This window comes from Brucepastera parasyntrophica (genome assembly GCF_022376835.1).
In the GTDB taxonomy this organism is placed as follows: domain Bacteria; phylum Spirochaetota; class Spirochaetia; order Treponematales; family Treponemataceae; genus Brucepastera; species Brucepastera parasyntrophica.
Map to the genome: position 1 here is coordinate 1,198,406 of NZ_CP084606.1, position 20,428 is coordinate 1,218,833.

The following is a 20,428-nucleotide window of genomic DNA, read 5'->3' on the forward strand; positions in this document are numbered from 1 at the left end:
GACCGGACAGACTTCGGGAATCCTGACCTTGACGGGGCGGAAATCCTACACATACTGATGTGTAAGATTCTACACAAGGGTATGTGTAGGAATTTTCCGTAGGTATAAAAAAAGACCGCCCTGGGCGGTCTTTATAGTACTCGTGAGGTTTTTATTTCCTCTTCATGGTGACTTTGTATACAGGAAGGGAAGTCCGGTTGATTTCCATCTGAATATCGGTATTTGTCAGAGGCTTTACAAACTTATAAGAGCGGCCTGACTCTACGCAGGAAAAGGAAATAGCGGGGCTGTTTCCATCAAGGAAGACCCTGAAGTCATTAACGGTCTTGTCGGAAAAATCATAGAGAACAGCTCCGTTCAGATCCAGAATGCGGATATTGCCTGAAGTAAATTCCCAGACAGCGTCATAGTTTGTATCTGTCCAGCTTCCGAGAGGGAAGTCACCGAGATTGATATCGGCCGCGGAGACTGTTCCGGCCAGCATCAGGACCACAAGAGCAAAAAACACCTTTTTCATAATTTCCTCCTAAAAAACATATAAATAATAAGCCCGCCCGAACCGGCAGACATTCAAGCCAGATAAAATCCTCTTTGAAGGATTGTTTCAGGAAAACGGGCTGTACCCGTTTTCCCTGTAATTATAATACAGTTTTCCTGGAATACCCGCGGTTTTTCAAAACCGCGGATGCCTCCAGAAAAAGGCGGAACTCAGTCTACGACCTTTTTGAAAACCATGGTGCCCATGAAAAGTCCGCGTTCCGGGTAATACATATTGTCGCCATATGTAGGCTCCAGATACAGAGATGTTTTCGTAAGGACATAATTGTAACTGTCGGCATAGGTAGAAGAATCTTCAGGATCACTTGGATTATCATCAAAATATATTACGGAACCCACAACCAGATACTTTTTAGTCCATTGGAGTGTCCATGTAGAAGTTTCAGCTACCCCAGTAGAAAAGTGAAGATCAGCCGTGGCAGTAAACTCATACATATAATCCTGTAAGGTTCCTTCATGCACCCATTGTCCTATCAGATTCGCGGGATCATGCGGATCAAAAGTATCTTCGTCACCGTCGTCATTGTTCTTGCAGCCCGCCGCCATAAACAGACAGCAGACAACAGCCAAAATCAGCATTGTGATTTTTGAAATTCTTTTCATCAAGAGCCTCCTGATTCAATACTATTATGTTATATATAATGATAACCCCGAAAGGGAACAAGTCAACAAAAGTTTCCGGAAAAAAGCGATAAAAAAACCGGCCCCGGAACTGTGTCCGGGACCGGCTATAAAGGAGCGGAGAAAAAGGTCAGGGGATTTTCCGGGCGCGGAGGGCATTCAGGGCCGCGAGCAGGGCGACGCCGACATCGGCAAACACGGCCAGCTGGAGTCCCACAATACCCATGGCGCCAAGCACAAGAAAGCCGACCTTTACCACAAAGGAAAGAACAATGTTCTGGGCCACAATGTGTCTGGTCCATCGGGCGCTCTTTATTGCCTGGGGCACCAGTCCGGGATTGTCATTCATGAGGACAACATCGGCCGCTTCTATCGCGGCGTCGCTCCCGATCGCGCCCATGGCAATGCCCGCGTCCGCTCTGGCTATGACGGGCGCGTCATTTACACCGTCGCCGACAAAGAGTACGGAGGCCTTTTCATCTCCGGCCTTTACCCTGTCCGATATTTCTTCGAAGAGGGAGACCTTCCGGTCGGGAAGGACGCCGGCGTGATAGGTTTCGATGCCTATTCTGGCCGCCGCGTCCGAAGCCGCAGCCTCGGTGTCTCCGCTTATCATGACAATTTCATTAATTCCCAGCTTTTTCAGGGCGGCGACCGCTCCGGCCGCTTCCGGTTTCGGGGTATCGCTGAGGGAAACATACCCGGCGTATTTTCCGTCATAGGCGAATTCAACCGCCGAGCCGCCTTCGGGCCGTCCCGCGCCGGTCCGGACGCCGTTTTCTTCCATATATTTCCGGGAGCCCGCGATCAGGGCCTTCCCTTTGTACAAAAGCTCGACGCCGAAACCAGCCTTTTCCGTGTAAGAAGCAATATCTTCCTTACTGATTTCTGTCCCTTTTTCCCCGGCATAGGCCGTTATGGCGAGGCCAAGGGGATGGGTCGAGTGGAACTCGGCCGCAGCGGCCAGCTCGGTAAGAAGGCTTTCAGGGAATCCTTCAGCAGGATTGACTGACTGTACAGTGAAACGTCCGCTGGTGAGGGTCCCTGTTTTGTCAAAAACAACGGCTCTTGCCTTGGCCAGCGTATCGATATAGTCGGCTCCCTTGACAAGGATACCCTGTCTGGCCGCCCCGCCTATTCCGCCGAAATAGCCGAGCGGAACCGAAATCACGAAGGCGCAGGGGCAGGATATGACAAGGAAGACCAGGGCCCGGGAAATCCATGTCTGGAAACCGGGTACTATCAGGCCGTTCGAGTACGGAGCAAGAAGCGGAGGTATGACCGCAAGGAGGACAGCGCAGGCAACAACGATGGGTGTATAAATTCTGGCGAAAGAGGTTATCAGTTTTTCCGACTTTGCTTTCCTGTTCTGCGCGTTTTCAATGAGATCAAGCATCTTGGATGCAACCGTTTCGGCGTAGAGCGCGGTTGTTCGGATGACCAGGACCCCGTGTCCGTTTACGAAGCCGGCAAGCGCTTCATCGCCTTCACGGGCCTCTCGCGGCAGACTTTCACCGGTCAATCCCGATGTATCAAAGGAAGAAATGCCTTCGGCTATCACCCCGTCGAGCGGAACCTTTTCCCCGGGGAGTACCCGGATAAGAGTCCCTGCCTCCAATGAGGAAGGATGGACGATTTCGCCGGAATCCGCGATCCGGGCGCTGTCGGGCCTCATGTCCATAAGGTCGGTAATGGAACGGCGGGACCTGCTTACGGCAAATTCCTGGACCATTTCACCCAGATTAAAAAAGAGCATGACGGCGGCGCCTTCGGTCCATTCGCCTATGCAAAAGGCTCCTATGGTGGCTATTGTCATCAGGAAATTTTCATCAAAGACTTTTCCGTGCCTGATATTCCGGACAGCGGAAAACAGGACCTGATAGCCTGAAATGAACCAGGCAAGAACAAAGAGTATCCGCACCGGATAGACCGTAAATGCGGGAAGACTTCCTTTGCCTGTAAAATACGAAAGGACCACCCCAACCGCGAACAGAACGGCGGCTGAAGTGAAACGGATGGCAAGCTTTTTCCCCTCGCCCCTCTTTTCCTTCTTTTCCGGTTTTCCGCGGACTGCCGAGCAGGCGGAATGGTTTGTACAACTGCAGCTCATACTATTTTCCTTCTCGAATATGCTGAAGACCAATGGTGAACAGTATTCCGACATGCTCATCATCAATCGAGTAGTAAATCTGTTTTCCATCGCGCCGCGTGCGGACAATTTTTGCCTGCCTCAGTACGCGGAGCTGGTGGGAAACAGCCGATACGCTCATATCGAGGACAGCAGCAATGTCATAGACACACAGCTCGCCTGACATCAGGGCGGCCACGGTCCGTATCCGGGTCGAGTCGCCGAGCGTTTTGAAAAAATCACCCAGATCGCACAGCAATTCCTCTTCAGGCATTTTTGAGCGGGCCCGGGCAACATCATTTTCATGGACATGACCGTTTTCCGGTTCATCCCCCTGGATAATTTTTTCATCTTCATTCTTCATACATTTGAATATATGCTCAATTGTTCAAGTTGTCAAGGGTAAATTTGGTATTTATTATAGTTTCAGAGAAAATCTGCATACCGACCGGTAAGTATACAACGAAAAGCCTTTGGCGCTGAATTTTGGGTGAGTACAGTACTTTTTTTACATTAAGGGGTATTTTTTACGTCAGTCTTACAGGCTAACCAATTTTGGGTGAAGAGGAAAACAGGATACACTTGTTTCAGGCCAAGGGGAATGTTTGATCTGTGCGCGGGGAGAAAGATTGCATACTTACCGGTAAGTATACAGCATACAAGACGTTGGCACAAAATTTTTGGTTGGTGCAGTGCTTTTCTTACATTAAGGGGTATTTTTAACGCCAAGTTTACAGACGAACCAATGTTGCCTGAAAAGTAAAACAGGATAAGGCTGTTTCAGGATGAAGGGTATGTTTGATCTGTGTTCAGAAAGAAAGATTATATACCTACCGGTAAGTATATAAGAAAAAAACTTCGGCAGCGGATTCTTGGCGGGTATAATGCTTTTCATATAAGGGGTAACACAGGGCGTGAAGGAGGCTTAATAGCATGACTTCTCCGTGAACCAATCTCGGTATCAGCACAAAGTTGATTTTCGTGAACCTGAAGAGGCACCGACTTATTATAATACTTATAATAAGTGTTGTAATAAGTCTTGGAAAATCCGAGGGGTTTTCCAGGATATTCCATTAAATGGCTTTACACGGACAGGCTGGCCATAAAAAAACAGGCCGTCCTTTTTTCGAGGACGGCCCGAAGTATTTCAGGAGGTCAAAAGCTGTATTATATGTGGAAGAGCAGGTCTTCGTAGGTAGGCACAGGCCAGTATTCGCGCGGGACTATCTTTTCCAGCCGGTCCACAGGGGCCCGGAGAGCTTCCATTGAATTGAACACGGTATCCCGGTAGGTTTCAGCCTGTTTCTGGACATCCTGTTCCGCCTTGGCCGCCTTCCTGTCCGCGTCGAGTTTTTCCGCTATTTTTGCGGCCTGCTCGACCAGATACACAATATCGCCCAGTTTCTTGTTCAGTGAGTCCGGCCTCATTCCGGAAGCTTCAAGTATCTGGATTTGTCCGGCAAGTTCGGCTGAATAGGCTGAACAGGCGGGAAGGATTACCTGCGCGGCCATTTCATACGTGACTATGGCCTCAATATTGAGAATTTTTGAGTATTTTTCAAGCACGATTTCAAGGCGGGCCTCGATTTCCTGCTGGGTAAGGACCTTGTGTCTGGTGAAAACCTCAACGGAATCTTTTTTCGCGAAATAGGGCCAGGCGTCAACCGAGCTGCGGAGGTTCGGGAGTCCCCTCTTTTCAGCCTCCTTAACCCATTCATCGGTATAGCCGTTTCCGTTAAATATTACCCTGCTGTGTTTTTTCCAGGTATCGGTGACAATTTCCTTTACGGCCGCCGGTATGTCCTTTGCCTTTTCCAGCCTGTCCGCGATTTGGGAGAGGGACTCGGCTACAATAGTGTTCAGGGTAAAGATAGGTCCGGCGATGGATTCCGAAGAAGCCACCATGCGGAATTCGAACTTGTTCCCTGTAAAGGCAAAAGGACTGGTCCGGTTCCGGTCGGTCAGATCCATGGGGAGTTTCGGCAGGGTATTCACACCCAGCTCGAGTTTTTTGCCCCCGTCGGTCTTGATCGGTTTTCCTTCGGCTATCGACTGGAAAATATTCTGGAGCTGGTCGCCCAGAAATATTGAAATAATGGCGGGCGGAGCTTCGTTCGCTCCAAGCCTGTGGTCGTTTCCAGCGTTCGCGGCCGACAGTCGGAGAAGGGGCGCGTAGATATCCACCGCCGCTATTACGGCTGAAACAAACACGAGGAAGGACAGGTTGTCTTCCGGCGTATCGCCCGGTTTCAGGAGATTGATGCCGTCATCCGTGCCTATGGACCAGTTGTTGTGTTTGCCCGATCCGTTTACGCCCCGGAAAGGCTTTTCGTGCAGGAGACAGACCATGCCGTGGCGGGCCGCTACTTTTTCAGAGTCTGCATGACAAGCTGGTTCTGGTCGGTGGCCACATTCGAAACATCATAAATGGGGGCAAGTTCAAACTGGTTTGGGGCGACCTCATTGTGCTGGGTTTTTGCCGGGATACCTATTTTCCAGAGTTCCTCATTTACTTCCGACATAAAAGCTGTTACATGTTCGGGGACTTTTCCGAAATAGTGGTCTTCCAGTTCCTGTCCTTTTGGAGGCAGGGCCCCGAAAACCGTCCGGCCGGTAAGCACAAGGTCCTGCCGGGTCGCGTGGAGTTTTGCGTCAACGAGAAAGTATTCCTGTTCGGCGCCGACTGAAGAAATTACCCGTTTGGATGTTGTATTGCCGAGGGCCCGTACAACGCGCATAGCCTGCCCGCTGATAGCCTGCATTGAACGCAGAAGAGGCGTTTTTTTATCCAGGGCTTCTCCGCGGTAGGAAATAAAGGCGGTCGGGATTACCAGGATTTTACTGCAGCCTTCCTCGCAGATAAAGGCCGGGCTGGTAACGTCCCAGGCCGTATAGCCGCGCGCCTCAAAGGTCGCCCGGAGTCCGCCTGACGGAAAGCTTGAAGCGTCCGGCTCTCCCTGAAGGAGTTCCTTGCCGGTAAATTCCAGGATTGCGCGGCCGTCCGGCGTCGGAGAAATAAAGGAATCATGTTTTTCTGCCGTCAGGCCTGTCATTGGCTGGAACCAGTGGGTATAGTGCGTCGCGCCTTTTTCTATAGCCCAGTCTTTCATCGCGTTCGCGACAACTTCGGCAACGGAGGCGGTCAGCTCAAGTTCACCCTCCTGAACTTTTTTGAGTTCATTATAGGTTGCCTTGGGAAGACGTTCTTTCATCACAAAATCGCCGAATGCATTGATACCATAAGTCTCGTTAAAGGGCATATCTGAGCCTCCTCATTATCCGGAAGTCCGGAAAATTGCCTGCATACCCCCTTGCATACCGGCATAATTAAATATTTATGCAATATTTATACTATTTTCTGTATATTTGTGCAATATCTGGATGCGGAATTTCTTCCTTATTTTCAGAAAACGCATTATTTCCTGCATTCCGGGGATTGCCAGGACTTTCTGCGGTAATTGTATCCCTTTTTCAGGAGCATAAACAGAGGGGAAAGGCCATAAGTGAAAAAAATATAAAAATCTGTTAAAATTGCGCAACAGATAAATACTTCCATACAGCGGGGTCTTCCTGCCCGATCCGCCAGAAAGCTATGGACCGTACGGCATCCCGTTCATACATTTTCGCGCGGGCCGCGATCGATATGGCGTCATCAAAGTAAACAGTTACGCTGACCGTTTCCTGATAGGTAAATGTCGGGACGCCCTGCTGGCGGGTAATTCCGGAAACTTTCTTGTCTTTGATGAGTTCCGAAAGAGTGACATGCCGGTAAGCCCGGGAGGGGTTTATATCTCCCCAGGCTCGTCCGTAAAAAGGCAGGCCCATAACAAGTTTTTCCTGCCCTATGGTCGCGAGGGCATATTGTGAAACCCGATGGCACCAGTCAAAAGAGGCCACGGGTCCGGGAGCGCTTGTACTCCAGTGTTCGTCATAGGCCATAACAATAACCCTGTCCACGGTTCGGGCAATTCTCGCATAGTCATAGGCGTCCCGTTCCAGGTAGCGCGTCCGTGCGGGGATCGCTACAGTAAGCATCTTTTCGCCGAGAAGGCTCTTGAGCATGGAAAGAAAAGAAAGATAATGCTCCTTGTCTTCCTTCGGGACAAGTTCAAAATCAATCTGTACTCCGTCGAAGGGTTCCGCCGCCTGTACGATATCAGTGATAAGTTCTTCCCGGACATTATAGGCCGGATTAAGTGAAAAATGGGTTAAGGCCCGGCCGTTGTCCACAACAATCAGGTGAATTTTTCCGGGGAACCTGGCAATCTTTGCAGGATCAGGCACTCCCACCAGTTTCCCGAAGGTATTCAGTCCTGCCCCGAAATATCCGATGTCGGTCACCGGGGCGCTGTAATCAAAACGGTCTTCTTCTCCGTCCATGAGATAGGCCCATATTTCGGTGAATACGGAAGAAGGAGGATTAACCAGATCACGTTCATTGAGCTGCGCCGGCAGAACAGTCACGGCAATAAAGAAAAAAATAACGCCTGATGAAAAATGCTTCATACTAATAAAACTCCTGAGTCTCGCTGCAGACATTTATGTAATATCACTCTTTTATTAATAAAGCAGTTCACATTATGTTACATTCTATAATACAGTATGAAAACCATTCTGAAAACCCGCATGCCGGGGAATTGGAAAATATTTCTATGTCGGCAGCAGCCCGAAACTTAGACATACGGCTCGAACAGACAGCGTAGGGCGTTTCCGGTTACAGCTTCTAATGATTACCCTATTTTTCAAACATGTTCTTGATATAGTTGGACTGTAAAATGTTTCGAATTTATTGTTTTTTCAAGATTTAAATCCTGATACCCACGATAAATTAATGACAATAATCCTGGGGAATGCCATTCCCAATTTTCAAGTCCGTCTTTTTCTAATTTTTTTGATGTAATTAATGCCCATTCATTCCGTTCTGTATGAGTTGATTTTTTGGCAATAAGTGAATATCCAAAAATCTTTAAAGTAGCTATTAAATCAACATGAAAACCACCAGAGGGTTTTTTAGTTGACTCAAATTGGTAAAAAGTTTTTTCAAAAACAGCGCCATAAGAACAATTTACATCATGATTTATCAAAAACAATCTAATAAAATAGTCAGGGAAGTTCTTTCCAAAACGTGACTTAGGAAGACTATGATCAACATGATATTTTTGGGGTATTTTTTCCGAGATATTAAAATACTCAAAAAGATATTTATTGAAGGCCGCCCTATATTTTGTATAAGTACTGCAAACCCAAATTTCAGGAATTTTACTGCCCTGCTTTTTAATAATTAAGACTTTACCGAAATCAGTCTTAGGCAGAACGCTTATTTCCCAATTATAAGTTTTTGCATGCCGGAATAACCGTTCTTTCGTTGTAGCAGACAAGCATTCTGCCATTCTATTCTTTAACTCATAAAGAAGGGATTCTTTCTGAAGATTAATAAAATCTACAAAACCAGGCCTATCCACACATCCCTACTATTTCTTCCAAAATGACGTATTAACACTGTAATTGCCTATTTACCGGATGCGGCCCGGCCCTCATTACAGGCAACAATGAGGGGAACTATCATTTCCTGTTCAAGCAGTCCGGCATGATGCCCTTTCATTCCCGGCCGCTCTTTTCCGTTCAGGGCCCTATACCTCAGCATTCTGGTCCCGGTGGCGCAGGCCATATAATCGCCTGTAAAGTCCGCCGTTTTCCCGTGACGGGTCCCCTTCCCCAGCAGTTTTCTTTCAAAAACTTCTTTTTTGAAAGCAGCAGAAAATCATCCCCGAAATACTGCCCGAATTTTTTTTCAAACAGATCCTTTTTTTCTTCCTTTACATAAAAGGAAAGAGCGCGGTCTTCCATGAACGGCGGCATAATAAGACATTCGAGTATATCATTCTTTCCGTTAAGCCAGACTGTTTCCGAAATATCAATCAGACCATGGTCAGCCGAGATAATAAAAAGAGTATCGCCGGTATTTCCGGCAAGGTTTTCCACGCAGGCGTCTATATTCCGGATGACTGCCTTCGCTTCATCTGAATAGCAGCCGGTCTCATGCATAGTCGCGTCAGGCTCTGGCCAGTAAGCCATAATGAATTTTTCTCCGGGCCTGGAACAGAGCGAGGCCACTCCGGAACAGAGCGTTTCAACAGTTTCCGCATGCACGCGTACCGCAGGCGAATCCGGGATGCGGACAAAGGAGGGACTGACCAAATAGGTCTGCACAGCATTATTCCGGGCATCCCGGATCTGTTCAAAAACAGTTTTAAACGGCATCAGGGTATGGGCAGCATGGGGGCCGCCAGCGGATTTTCCGGTTATACTGTCCGTGTTTGAAAAAACGTCTATTGCTCTGCCGTATTCCCTGAAAAAAGAGACCATCCGAGCCAGCCATGTTCGTTCGGGGAGAGTCCCGAATAATATGACATTGTCGCGGCGACAGTTGTCGGCGGAAATACGGAAGTGATCCGCTTTATGGCATGGTTCAGAAGGAAGCCAGAAGGCAGCGCGTTTTTTGCGAGCATATCGGCGCCCATGCCGTCGAAAATCATAAGCACTATATTTTTGCGGCGTTTTTCAAGGTATTGTGTAAGAACATCCAGCTCATGGTAGTTTGCGGGAACATTGTAGTACCCCAGTATTGAAGAAACGAGATTTAAAATACTGTTCGAATAATCGGGAAAAACTATTCTTCCCATTCCGCAAACCCCTTTATACGGCCGGAACCGGATCAGTTCCCGGCTTCCGGTCCTGAAACCGTATGTTCACTTATACACTATTTTCAGGCATAAAAAAAGAGGCCTGTTCAGGCCCCTCATGATTGGACGAAAACAATGAGCCTCCTCGGAGGCTCGTTCGCTGTGAATCAGTCTTCTTTTTTTGCAGCTTCCGCGGCAACAGGAGCGGCCTCGTTTTTATCAACCGTTTTCGGGAGTACCAGATTGAGAACAATTCCGATAACTGTTGCTAGAGCAACGCCGGCCAGTTCAAAGTTAAGGCCGCCGCCGACCGGGAAAGCCAGCCGTCCGCCGCCGATGCCGACCACAAGGATTACGGAGCAGATTGTGAGATTCCGTTTGCATTTGAAATCGACCCCGCTTTCAACAATAGTCCGCAGTCCGCTGGAAGCTATGATACCGAACAGAAGCATTGAAATACCGCCCATAACCGGGGTCGGTATTGTCTGAATGATTGCTCCGAATTTCGAAATAAAGGACAGTAAAACCGCGATAACCGCGGCGCCGCCGATAACCCATACACTGTATACCCGGGTAATTGCCATAACACCGATATTTTCACCGTATGTCGTATTCGGCGGACCGCCCCAGAACGCAGCCCAAGCGGTCGCAAGACCATCGCCGGCAAGCGTCCGGTGCAGACCCGGTTTTTTGTAAAAGTCCGTACCCACGACCCGGCTCGTCACCATAACATCGCCCAGATGCTCGCAGATGGTCGCGAGGGAAACAATAACAAAGGTGAGCGAAGCCATCAGATTGAATTTGGGGATCTGGAATGTCGGAAGGCTGAACCAGCCGGCATCCTTGACAGGCTGGAAGTCGAGAATATGATAAGCCGGAATAAACAGCCCCATAATAAAGGTAAAAAGATATCCCGCTACCAGTCCTATCAGAATTGGAATAACATTGAAAAAACCCTTGAAAAAGATGGTCGCAATAATAGCGACAGCCAGCGTTACGCCGGCAATTGAAAAGTGCACAAGGCTGTAATTGCCGTCCGCATTATTCATGGCCATGCTCATCGCGGTTGGCGCGAGATTAAGTCCGATAACAATAATTACCGACCCGATAACAATAGGCGGAAGTATCCGGTCAAGCCAGCCGGTACCTGTCAGTTTAATGATAAAAGCCACGACACAATAGAACAGTCCCGCAACAACAGCGCCTCCCAGCGCATAAGGCATTCCCAGACCCTGGGCCTGGCTCACGGCAAGCAGGGGCGGAATAAAGGCGAAGGACGAACCGAGAAAGGCCGGTACCTTGGCCCCCGTTACCAGAATATAGATCAGAGTTCCTGATCCGGCTGAAAAAAGGGCTGCCGACGGACTGAGTCCGGTCAATAAGGGAACCAGAACAGTGGCACCGAACATGGCGAAAACATGCTGAAAACTCAGCGGGATCCATTTTCCGAGCGGCGGGCGCTCATTGACCCCAATAATATTATCTGACATACTCAACCTCCGCCAGCCAGAATAGCATAAACAAAACCAACACAGCAAGTTATCCGCGGGTTCATTTCCATATATTTTATGGAAGATTTAAAGCTGCGCAGCGTCTTTACACGGCAGTTGCGGGTGAAGCAAAGCTTCTCTCCCCAAACTGCTGCATATTCGCTGCATACAAAAAAAGTCCGGCAGGATTTCCTGCCGGACTTGAAGTTTCACAGAATCAGCGGACTATCTCAGTCAGCCGCTTCGATAAGAATTACTCCGTTTGAAGCGGTAAAGGTTACTGCCCCTCCAGATACGGCGGCCGTTGTTCCATCATAGGCATTGCGTACTAGGGTGCCGTTCGAGAAGATGGTCCCCACATTAACGGAGGTCGATCCGCTCGCGCCTATTCTGATAACAACTTTATCAGTAAAGCCGTCTTTGCTGTAAACGCGGCCATAGGTATTGGTTTCAATCTTGGTCTGCGTTCCCGCGCCGACTGCCGGATGGTTTTTCCTGAAGGAACCAACCTTCTTCCAGTGGGTCGCTACATCGCCGTTTTCAGCCGACCAGTTCATGAAGCCGCGGGTAGCCATATCGGCATCGCCGAGACCGTCAACGTTCGGACGGGCGGTTTCATCACCGTAGTAAATCTGTACGCCGCCGGGCAGAAGCACAAGCATGGTTCCCAGATTCTTCTGGTCGCCGGGCCGGTGCAGTCCGGTATCATGACTGGAAACATAGGACAGCATGTTCCGTCCCGAGCTGCTGTTAATGGTAGACGCATAGCTTTCCCAGTCGCTGGTTGTCGGCGTGCGTCCGGTGCCGCCGGAGGTTCCGTTAAACGAGAAGTTGATCATTGAATCAAATCCACCGGTCGTGTAGTAATCGGAACCATTCATGCTTCCGATAGTGAAGCCGAAGTCTTCCCCGGTCATCCAGAAATCTTCATCCCAGTATCTCGCGTCTCCGCTGGCCCTTGAGCTGTTTCTCCAGCGCTGGAGGGCCGCGTTCGCTTCGGACTTGAGCTGTCCCCAGCGGTAACGGTCAACATGTTTTGCCGTATCACAGCGGAAGCCGTCGATTCCGAATTCTTCTACCCAGGCCGCAAGCCACTTGATGAGGTAGTCGGCCGGAGCGCCGAGATTGTCGGCTCTCAGGCTTGAAGCCGCCGGAAGTATCCAGTTGCCGTAGCCCGCCGCCGCGGTTTCAGCCGCCCACTTCTGTTTCAGGAAGGTGGGAATTGTAACGCTTGAGGTCCTTTCGGTAACCACGTCAGGGAGTCCCGCGAGGGAACCGGTCAGTTCACCGGAACCTTCAGGTGCGAAACCGAATTTTCCTTCGAACGCGCGGACCCACTCGCCCCACCAGTTGCCCCAGGCGGAATCGGACCAGTTATTCCCATCATTCGCGTCCCAGACACCGCCGACCTGGGCCAGCCAGCCGTGCTGGGTCTGGGAGGTCGCGCCGAAGTTATAGGTTATCATATCTTCGGTATTGTTGTAGCCGGTATGATTGATAACAACGTCCATTACTACGCGAATGCCTTTTGAATGGGCCGTATTCACGAAGGTCCGGAATTCTTCAATTGTACCCACATTCTTGTCCATATAGGTCCAGTCCAGGGCATAGTAGCCATGGAACGAATAATGCGGGAAGGCCTTGTCTTTTCCGGAAACCCATCCGTGGATCTGCTCGTAGGGCGCGGTTATCCAGATCGCGTTAACGCCGAGGTCTTCAAGGTAATCCAGCTTTTCGGTCATACCCTTTATATCGCCGCCCTGGAAGGTTGCGAGGGCCGGAGCATTGTTATAACCGCCGCTTCTGCGGTTATAGCTGTTGTTATTGCTGGAATCGCCGTCATAGAACCGGTCGGTCAGGACAAAGTATACAAGAGCATTGTCCCAGGTAAACACATCGACGGCCCGGTCTACTGTCGTATACACAGCGGAAGCTGTTCTGGTTGTCGAAGTGTTGAAATCATTTGTTACGCTTGCGTTGACATTTATGGTCGCGCCTTCGGTCGAGGTAATACCTGAAACCGGCACCGTCAGCAGATTATTCGTGAAATCACTGTAGGTATAGCTTGACGAATTGACTGTCACACTCGCGTCTGTAATGTTCGCATACCCATTCGTCAGCGCGATTTTGATTGATCCGTTAAGCGCTATTTCACCGCTTGAGGGTGTAATGGTCACTGTCGGGGCCTCGGGAGCCGGAGGAATGGTCGGGTCCGCGTCATAATAGGTCCCGCTGTCATACCAGAAGGTGGCCGTTTTTGCGGTAGTAACATCACTGCCGCTGTTCAGGATAAAGCTAATGGTTTTTCTCGGCGAAGTCAGCTGCGCTTCGGGAATGACAAACTGGTACCAGCCGACTGAATAGTTCAGGTTTGAGGCTGCGTCCATTGCGGTTCCCGGCCAGGTATATCCCATGTTCGTGGATATTGACTTCCCGCCTTCTTCCCATACCCAGATTGTCGGGGCCGATCCGGCCTTTATATAGATCGTCAGATCGGAAGACGCGGCGGTTGTCAGCGAAGCGCTGCCGGTTGAGGTCCCGACGGCGTTTGTCGCGCTCACACTGACCGAAATAGCCGTTCCCGCCGACGACGTAACGGTAGAAACAGGGACCGTCAGCACATTGCTCACAAAGTTTGCGTATGTATAACTTGATCCGTTTACTGTTACGCTCGCCGAGGTGATGGCAGACCCGCCGTTAGTCAGGGTTACGGTAATATTTCCGGTCAGGGCGACAGTTCCGGAAGCCGGAGAAATAGTCACCGTCGGAACGACCGGCTGTGAAGGTGTGGTCGGATCAGCGTCATAGAAGGTCCCGTTATCATACCAGAAGGTGGCTGTCTTTGTTGTTGTTATATTGCCGCCGCTGTTCAGCTGGAAATATATAGCTTTTCCCGGGGACGTCAGCTGTGCCTTTGGAGCGGTAAACATATACCAGCCGGTCGGATCATTCATTCCTGAAGCGGCAGTCATTGTTGCGCCGGGCCAGGTATATCCCATATTCAGGGATATTTGCTTGCCGCTGTTTTCCCACATCCAGATTTTCGGGGCGGAAGAACTCTTTACATAAATGGTAAGGTCTTCATCAGAACCATTACCGTTGGAAGCTGTCGGGTCCGTATCTGAATAGGTTCCGTTATCATACCAGAAGGTGGCTGTCTTTGTTGTAACAATATTGCTGCCGCCGTTCAGGATAAACGAAAGGGCCTTTCCCGGTGTCGTAAGTTCGGCTGCCGGAATCTGATACATATACCAGCCGCTCGGCGCTACCATATATGTTGATGTTGCCGCAGACATCGCTGAACCGGGATATGTGCCTCCCATATTTTTGGAGACTTCCTTGCCGCTCTGTTCCCAGACCCAGATAGTCGGAGCAGAAGAGTTCTTTACAAAGATAATAATACCGTCATAAGCGGCGCTGACCGTTACGGTTCCGGTAAATACATTACTGTTTGACATACCGGCTTTTACCGCGATCGCCTTTACCGTATGGGTTCCTGCTGCAAGAGTGAATCCCGCGGTATATTTCGTGCTGCTCGTGGTCGGGGCCGTTCCGTCCGTGGTGTAATAGATATCCGCGCCGGAAGTTGCGGTGGTAAGGATAAAGCTTGTTGCGGTGGTGCCGCTTGTTGCGCTGATCGCAGGCGTCGCACACAGGACCAGAGCTTCCGCGACAGTTACAGTACAGGTTGCCATACGGTTCCCGTCAACACTTGCTGCCGTTATTGTGGCCGTTCCCGCAGAAATACCTTTTACCAGTCCGTTTACGACAGTCGCAACAGAAGGTGAACCTGATGTCCAGGTCACTGTTTTGTTCGCAGCGTTTGAAGGAAGTATAGTCGCGGCCAGAGTTTCCTCATCGCCTACCCGTATTTCAAGCGTTGACCGGTCAAGAGTCACGCTGCTTACATTAACTATCCATTTCGCGTACAGCGTAACATTTCCGGAAACTGTATACGGGAAACTGACGGGTTCGCCTGTATACGCTCCGCTTGTATACCATTCAGCAAAGGTACTGCCGGTAAGGGTCGGATTGGCGGGTCTGTCGATTGTGTCCCCGGTATAAACCGTTAGAGCAGCCACATCACTGCCGCCTGCCGAATTGAATGTTACGGTCGACTTTGTTTTTACGGTTACCGTGCAGGCCGCCGTTTTGCTGCCGTCGTCGGTGGTAACGGTTATTGTTACCGTTCCCGCGGCAAGCGCGGTTACCTGGCCGTTTGCAACGGTCGCTTTTGAGGTGTCGCTGCTTGTCCAGCTTATCTGCTGGTTGGTCGCATTCGCCGGAGCGATGGCAGCAGCCAGCGTTACCGATTCGCCGACACCCATTGTATGGGTGGTCTTGTCAAGAGAAACGCCGGTAACAGCTATTGTGGAAGCTGCTTCGGTCCATTTTGCGTACAAGGTTATGGTACCGCTTACCGTATACGGGAAGGCGACCGGATTGCCGGTATATGCTTCGTCAATGTACCAGCCGTCAAAGGTATAACCGGTTTGAGTTGGGTTTGCGGGCTTCGCTATCTGGTCGCCGGTCTGGCCGGTCCATGCCGATACCGCAGAACCGCCCTTTGAATCGAAGGTTACGGTTGCCGCGACTGACCCGCTTATGGTCACCGTGCAGGAGGCTTCATAGCTTCCGTCATCAGTCCTGACAATTATGGTCGTGGAACCTCCGGCCTGTTCGCCGGTAACTGTTCCGGTTGAATCTACCGTCGCAACGGAAGGATCCGCTGAACGCCACTGGACTGTTTTAATTGTCGCATCGGAAGGCGCTATGGTCACCGTAAGGGTTTCCGTGCCGCCGGCGGCTATGGTAGTCGCTGTCTTGTTCAGGGTAACGCCGGTAACGGGTACTTCCCATTTCGCGTACAGTGTAATACTCGATGTTACTGTATACGGGAAGGTTATTTTTGATCCTGTCCCTTCCGAATTTGTATACCAGCCGATAAACCGGTGACCAAGCTTGGTCGGGGCTCCGGGATCGCTGAGCTGGCCGTTTTTCTGTATGGTTTTCGCTGCTATGCTGCTTCCGCCCTGGGTTTCAAACTGGACGGTCACCATTTCCTGGGCAGCTGTAATGGTTATGCTGGAAGTATCGGTTTTGTTTCCGTCCGCCGTTGTGACGGTTATCGTTACCGAACCTGCCGCGAGCGCGGTTACCTGGCCGTTTACCACAGACGCCCTGGAGGTATCGCTGCTTGTCCAGGTTATCTGCTGGTTGGTCGCATTGGCGGGGCTTATCGTGGCCTGGAGGTTCACAGATTCACCGACGCTCATCGCGTGGGTCTTGATATTCAGACTTACGCCGGTTACCGCCACTGCCGACGATGTATCAGTCCATTTCGCGTACAGCGTAATGCCGCCGGTAGTAATCGTATACGGGAATGTTACGGGACTTCCGACGCAGGCCGAAGTCAGGAACCATCCGTCAAATACATAACCCGATTTGGTCGGATCAGCAGGCTTTACGATTGCTTCACCGGTATTAACCGTTTGTGTTTCTATTGAACTGCCGCCCTGTGTATTAAACGCAACCTGTACAGGAACAGAAACGGACTCGGAAACCGTCACATAACAGGATGCCTGGATTTCGCCGTTGCTTTTTGAAATAGCCGTAATAATTGCTTCACCGGGACTTATGCCGTTAACTGCGCCGTCAACTACGGTCGCAATATTCGGGTGACTTGAACTCCAGCGGAGGGAACAGTCTGTTGCATTGGCAGGTGATACTGTCGCGCTAATAAAGCCCACGCTGTTCTGCGCCACGGTCAGTGATATAGTATGCAGGGCAATATCTTCTACATGGATGAGCTGCCTGGTTACGGTAACCTGACAGGTGTCTTTCTTTTTCCCGTCTTCGGAAGTTACCGTTATTACCGCGCTGCCTTCTTTGATTGCGGTCATAAGGCCATCTTCGTCTACGGTTACGACCGTATCATCGTTTGATTGCCATGAAACATTCTGGTTCGGCGCGTTTGTAGGCATAATAGTCGCTTCGAGCTGGAAGCTTTGTCCTACATACAGGGTCTGGTTTGTGCTGTTCAGCCCCACCGATTTCACTATAGAGGAATTGTTCTTTTCCTTGTTTTCCACATCAGAAAAAAACGGATTCTGACATGCCGTGAGCGAAATAAGCATTATCAGCAAAATGAAAATGCCCGCCCCTTTCATGAATTTGTTCATTACTTTGTCTCCCTTTTATATATTTCTGTAATTCTTGTAAGCAGCCCGGCCTTTCCGCTGTTTTTTGGCAGCTAACGGCAAGTCCTGTGCCCATTATAATTGGTGCAAATTATTACCCGATTATGAGAAAAATTTGCTCAAAATAATTATAAGTCAGGTTTCTAAAAAAAGGGAAAAAAGAATTGTAAATTTATTGTAACAGAAATCGGCTGTTTTTTGCCAAAATTCGCAAAAAACAGGGAGGTTTACCTTGATTTTTCTATTACATATGTATACTTTTAAAACAAGTAATTTCTTAAAATCATAAGGAGAAAGCTATGAAAAAGAAAATTATTGCCGTTGTAGCAATACTACTCTGTGTTGGAACAGTAAATGTATTCGCATTCGGCATCGGCGTGCAGGCTGGCGGGACATTCGGAACAGGTGTTGGCGGAGGGGCGGCACTGACATTCAGTTTCGGACATCCCTGGTATTTCGCTGTTGACTTCGGCTTCGGCGACAATTCTTTTGGCGTTGGTGTAACCGGTGACTACTGGTTCTACAATCCGACCATTACCGGCCCGCTGAGCTTCTATATCGGCGGTGGTATCTTCGGAAGCGTCTGGCTTGGAGATAATGTAGCCTTTACTGTCGGCGGACGCATACCGATAGGGCTGGACCTCAAACTGGCGAAAAACGTTATCGAGCTGTATCTGCAGGTAGCTCCGGGTTTTGGCGCGCGGATTGCAAGCAATTCAGGCGGATTCTACTGGACTATTCCGGTTAATCTCGGTGTCCGCTTCTGGTTCTAATCAGAACCCACTGATCACCTGAAAGGCTGTTTTCCATAAGGAAGACGGCCTTTTTTATTCGATGCGAGGGTTTAATCAGCCTGCGGCTGGTTCTGTAAGGTATGTAATGGCCGCGTCCGCGACCTGCGAATAACCCAGACCGAAGGTCTGCCTGAACCGCCCCGGTTCAGCTCTGCTCTGCGGCGGAGTATTTTATTTGTCCTGAGTTTATCTTCCGAGCAGCCGGCCGAGAAGGGGGTCTTTCTGGCGCCAGTTTTTGTTGACCCGCACCTGTAAATCAAGATGGATATAATAGGAAAAAATATGCCGGAACTCTTTCATGGCTTCTTCCCGGATCATTTTTATTTTTGACGCGGCCTTGCCTATGACCATGGCCTTCTGGCTTTCCCGCTCGACCACCAGAAAGGCCCTGACCCACAGTTCCTTTCCGTTGCGCTTCATTTCCATATCGGCTATGTCAACATACATGGCATGGGGTATTTCCTGCCTGGTATGGAGAATTGCCTTTTCCCTGATGATTTCGGCAATACGGAATTCAACTTCCTGATCGGTATACAGCTCCTCGGGATACAGAATGTCTCCCTCAGGGGAAAGATCAAATAAGGCGGTAAGCAGGGGACCAATATGCCGGTCTTTCTCCGCTGAAATTTCAAATATTCTGCTGGCCGGCATTTCCGGAAGTTTTTCTTCAAGATAGCGGCGGATACGGGATGGTTTTGCGGAAGGCAGATCGATCTTGTTAAGTCCGATAACAACCCTGGAAGAAACCGGTTTCAGAATTTCACATATCCGGTCTTCCTCATTCCCCGGTTCACGGACCGAGTCTATGAGATACAGAATACAGTCGGATTCCGGAATACGTTCCCTTGTAAGCCGCTGCAGGCGCAGATTCATCTTTTTTTCGGAATCATGATAACCCGGCGTATCTATGAATACGAGCTGGCCCCGCGAACCGTTTACAATCCCCCTGATTGCATTTCTGGTTGTCTGGGGTACCGGGGAAACAATTGAAACTTTTTCCCCGCAGACTGTATTCAGGAAAGTGGACTTGCCCGCGGAAGGCCGGCCTATAATCGCAACAACCGCGCAGCGTTTTTTTTCCACAGGGTCCGGCTGCTGTTCAGTTTTTTTATTTTCTTCCATAAAGATATCTCACACCGGCTGAATGACTGTTTCGGTCAGGGCAAGGACCTTCGTCGGGCATTGCTTTACGCAGTCATTACAGGAATTACAGAGGGAATAGTCAACCAGGGGGATGCCGTTTACTATCCTGATAGCCTTTACGGGGCAGACTTTTTCACATTTTCCGCATTTTATACAGCCCGCTTTGCAGTCCTTGATGACCTGGGCCTTGCGGGGATTGCGGTTTGAACAGAGCGCAATAGCCCCTTTCTGTACATTGGAGACTGTTGTAAGGATTTTCTGAGGGCATTCCTTAACACAGGCGTTACAGCCGGTACATTTTGAATAATCAACATGGGGAAGGCCGTCTTTTCCGATGTGTATCGCATCGAACTTGCAGACAGCTTCGCAGTCGCCCATCCCTATGCAGCCGTAGTCGCAGAGTTTGAGGCCATTTACTGAAATTTTTACCGCCCGGCAGGTTTTTACGCCGATGTAGTCTGCCTTGTTCATTGTTTTTTCGGTTGTTCCCTGGCACAAGAGAACAGCCACACGGGTATCCGCTTCCGCCTCAACGCCCATAATCGCGCAGACAGCCTTTGTTACGTCCGCGCCGCCTGAAGTACAGGCGGTAACGGGAGCCAGTCCGCCGGCTATGGCCTCGGCGCAGGCCGCACAGCCCGGATACCCGCAGGCCCCGCAGTTTGAACCGGGGAGCGCGTTCAGGATCATTTCGACGGTAGGGTCTGTCTCAACATGAAAGATTTTTTTGAAAAACCCGAGCAGAAATCCGAGTACCAGCGCAAGTACAGCTGAAACTATGAAGGTCGCAATAATAATGTGCACTTTTTTC

At 49.8% G+C, this 20,428-nt stretch carries 16 protein-coding genes; 1 reads left to right on the plus strand and 15 read right to left on the minus strand.

Annotation, left to right across the window (positions count from 1 at the left end):
- Positions 1 to 151 precede the first annotated feature (151 nt).
- The 13 genes from K7I13_RS05765 to K7I13_RS05820 form a co-directional block, all read right to left on the minus strand.
- Positions 152 to 517: a hypothetical protein gene (locus K7I13_RS05765; RefSeq protein ID WP_255948688.1), complete on the minus strand. Its 366-nt coding sequence runs from the start codon at positions 515 to 517 to the stop codon at positions 152 to 154.
- 191 nt (positions 518 to 708) lie between these two features.
- Positions 709 to 1,161, minus strand: a complete 453-nt coding sequence (locus K7I13_RS05770; protein WP_255948690.1) for a hypothetical protein — start codon at positions 1,159 to 1,161, stop codon at positions 709 to 711.
- Between the two features lie 148 nt (positions 1,162 to 1,309).
- A complete protein-coding gene (locus K7I13_RS05775; protein ID WP_255948692.1) occupies positions 1,310 to 3,289 on the minus strand; it encodes a heavy metal translocating P-type ATPase in 1,980 nt (659 codons plus the stop codon).
- 1 nt (position 3,290) lies between these two features.
- Entirely contained in the window at positions 3,291 to 3,671 is a 381-nt protein-coding gene (locus K7I13_RS05780; protein ID WP_255948694.1) for an ArsR/SmtB family transcription factor, read from the minus strand.
- Positions 3,672 to 4,474: 803 nt separating this feature from the next.
- Positions 4,475 to 5,656, minus strand: coding sequence for a glutamine synthetase III family protein (locus tag K7I13_RS15590; RefSeq protein WP_369413705.1), 1,182 nt, complete (start codon positions 5,654 to 5,656; stop codon positions 4,475 to 4,477).
- A 14-nt stretch (positions 5,657 to 5,670) separates the two neighbouring features.
- Positions 5,671 to 6,567: a glutamine synthetase III domain-containing protein gene (locus K7I13_RS15595; RefSeq protein ID WP_369413706.1), complete on the minus strand. Its 897-nt coding sequence runs from the start codon at positions 6,565 to 6,567 to the stop codon at positions 5,671 to 5,673.
- A gap of 265 nt (positions 6,568 to 6,832) precedes the next feature.
- A complete protein-coding gene (locus K7I13_RS05790; protein ID WP_255948696.1) occupies positions 6,833 to 7,813 on the minus strand; it encodes a glycosyl hydrolase family 18 protein in 981 nt (326 codons plus the stop codon).
- Between the two features lie 236 nt (positions 7,814 to 8,049).
- Positions 8,050 to 8,769 (minus strand): hypothetical protein, encoded by a 720-nt coding sequence (locus K7I13_RS05795; protein ID WP_255948698.1) that lies wholly within the window; start codon positions 8,767 to 8,769, stop codon positions 8,050 to 8,052.
- Positions 8,770 to 8,816: 47 nt separating this feature from the next.
- Positions 8,817 to 8,975 (minus strand): hypothetical protein, encoded by a 159-nt coding sequence (locus K7I13_RS05800; RefSeq protein WP_255948700.1) that lies wholly within the window; start codon positions 8,973 to 8,975, stop codon positions 8,817 to 8,819.
- Entirely contained in the window at positions 8,945 to 9,673 is a 729-nt protein-coding gene (locus tag K7I13_RS05805; RefSeq protein ID WP_255948701.1) for an alkaline phosphatase family protein, read from the minus strand. Before K7I13_RS05805 ends, K7I13_RS05800 begins: the two co-directional genes overlap by 31 nt.
- Positions 9,637 to 9,990 (minus strand): alkaline phosphatase family protein, encoded by a 354-nt coding sequence (locus K7I13_RS05810; protein ID WP_255948702.1) that lies wholly within the window; start codon positions 9,988 to 9,990, stop codon positions 9,637 to 9,639. Before K7I13_RS05810 ends, K7I13_RS05805 begins: the two co-directional genes overlap by 37 nt.
- A gap of 167 nt (positions 9,991 to 10,157) precedes the next feature.
- Positions 10,158 to 11,480, minus strand: a complete 1,323-nt coding sequence (gene uraA, locus K7I13_RS05815; protein ID WP_255948703.1) for a uracil permease — start codon at positions 11,478 to 11,480, stop codon at positions 10,158 to 10,160.
- A gap of 230 nt (positions 11,481 to 11,710) precedes the next feature.
- A complete protein-coding gene (locus K7I13_RS05820; RefSeq protein ID WP_255948704.1) occupies positions 11,711 to 17,662 on the minus strand; it encodes an Ig-like domain-containing protein in 5,952 nt (1,983 codons plus the stop codon).
- 317 nt (positions 17,663 to 17,979) lie between these two features.
- On the opposite strand from K7I13_RS05820, the gene K7I13_RS05825 reads away from it, so the two are divergent.
- Positions 17,980 to 18,453 (plus strand): hypothetical protein, encoded by a 474-nt coding sequence (locus K7I13_RS05825; protein ID WP_255948705.1) that lies wholly within the window; start codon positions 17,980 to 17,982, stop codon positions 18,451 to 18,453.
- 207 nt (positions 18,454 to 18,660) lie between these two features.
- Here K7I13_RS05825 and era read toward each other — a convergent pair whose 3' ends face one another.
- Positions 18,661 to 19,596 carry a GTPase Era gene (era, locus tag K7I13_RS05830; RefSeq protein ID WP_255948706.1) on the minus strand — a complete coding sequence of 312 codons (936 nt, stop codon included), beginning with the start codon at positions 19,594 to 19,596 and terminating at the stop codon, positions 18,661 to 18,663.
- Between the two features lie 9 nt (positions 19,597 to 19,605).
- The gene (locus K7I13_RS05835; RefSeq protein ID WP_255948707.1) at positions 19,606 to 20,421 is read right to left on the minus strand and encodes an RnfABCDGE type electron transport complex subunit B; all 816 of its coding nucleotides are present in this window, start codon (positions 20,419 to 20,421) and stop codon (positions 19,606 to 19,608) included.
- Between the last annotated feature and the right edge of the window lie 7 nt (positions 20,422 to 20,428).

What these genes read in the sequence shown, in the direction of transcription:
- K7I13_RS05765 (WP_255948688.1), bottom strand. Translation starts at nt 517, where the DNA reads ATGAAAAAGGTGTTTTTTGCTCTTGTGGTCCTGATGCTGGCCGGAACA.
- K7I13_RS05770 (WP_255948690.1), bottom strand. Translation starts at nt 1,161, where the DNA reads ATGAAAAGAATTTCAAAAATCACAATGCTGATTTTGGCTGTTGTCTGC.
- K7I13_RS05775 (WP_255948692.1), bottom strand. Translation starts at nt 3,289, where the DNA reads ATGAGCTGCAGTTGTACAAACCATTCCGCCTGCTCGGCAGTCCGCGGA.
- K7I13_RS05780 (WP_255948694.1), bottom strand. Translation starts at nt 3,671, where the DNA reads ATGAAGAATGAAGATGAAAAAATTATCCAGGGGGATGAACCGGAAAAC.
- K7I13_RS15590 (WP_369413705.1), bottom strand. Translation starts at nt 5,656, where the DNA reads ATGGTCTGTCTCCTGCACGAAAAGCCTTTCCGGGGCGTAAACGGATCG.
- K7I13_RS15595 (WP_369413706.1), bottom strand. Translation starts at nt 6,567, where the DNA reads ATGCCCTTTAACGAGACTTATGGTATCAATGCATTCGGCGATTTTGTG.
- K7I13_RS05790 (WP_255948696.1), bottom strand. Translation starts at nt 7,813, where the DNA reads ATGAAGCATTTTTCATCAGGCGTTATTTTTTTCTTTATTGCCGTGACT.
- K7I13_RS05800 (WP_255948700.1), bottom strand. Translation starts at nt 8,975, where the DNA reads ATGGCCTGCGCCACCGGGACCAGAATGCTGAGGTATAGGGCCCTGAAC.
- K7I13_RS05805 (WP_255948701.1), bottom strand. Translation starts at nt 9,673, where the DNA reads ATGGTCTCTTTTTTCAGGGAATACGGCAGAGCAATAGACGTTTTTTCA.
- K7I13_RS05810 (WP_255948702.1), bottom strand. Translation starts at nt 9,990, where the DNA reads ATGGGAAGAATAGTTTTTCCCGATTATTCGAACAGTATTTTAAATCTC.
- uraA (WP_255948703.1), bottom strand. Translation starts at nt 11,480, where the DNA reads ATGTCAGATAATATTATTGGGGTCAATGAGCGCCCGCCGCTCGGAAAA.
- K7I13_RS05820 (WP_255948704.1), bottom strand. Translation starts at nt 17,662, where the DNA reads ATGAACAAATTCATGAAAGGGGCGGGCATTTTCATTTTGCTGATAATG.
- K7I13_RS05825 (WP_255948705.1), top strand. Translation starts at nt 17,980, where the DNA reads ATGAAAAAGAAAATTATTGCCGTTGTAGCAATACTACTCTGTGTTGGA.
- era (WP_255948706.1), bottom strand. Translation starts at nt 19,596, where the DNA reads ATGGAAGAAAATAAAAAAACTGAACAGCAGCCGGACCCTGTGGAAAAA.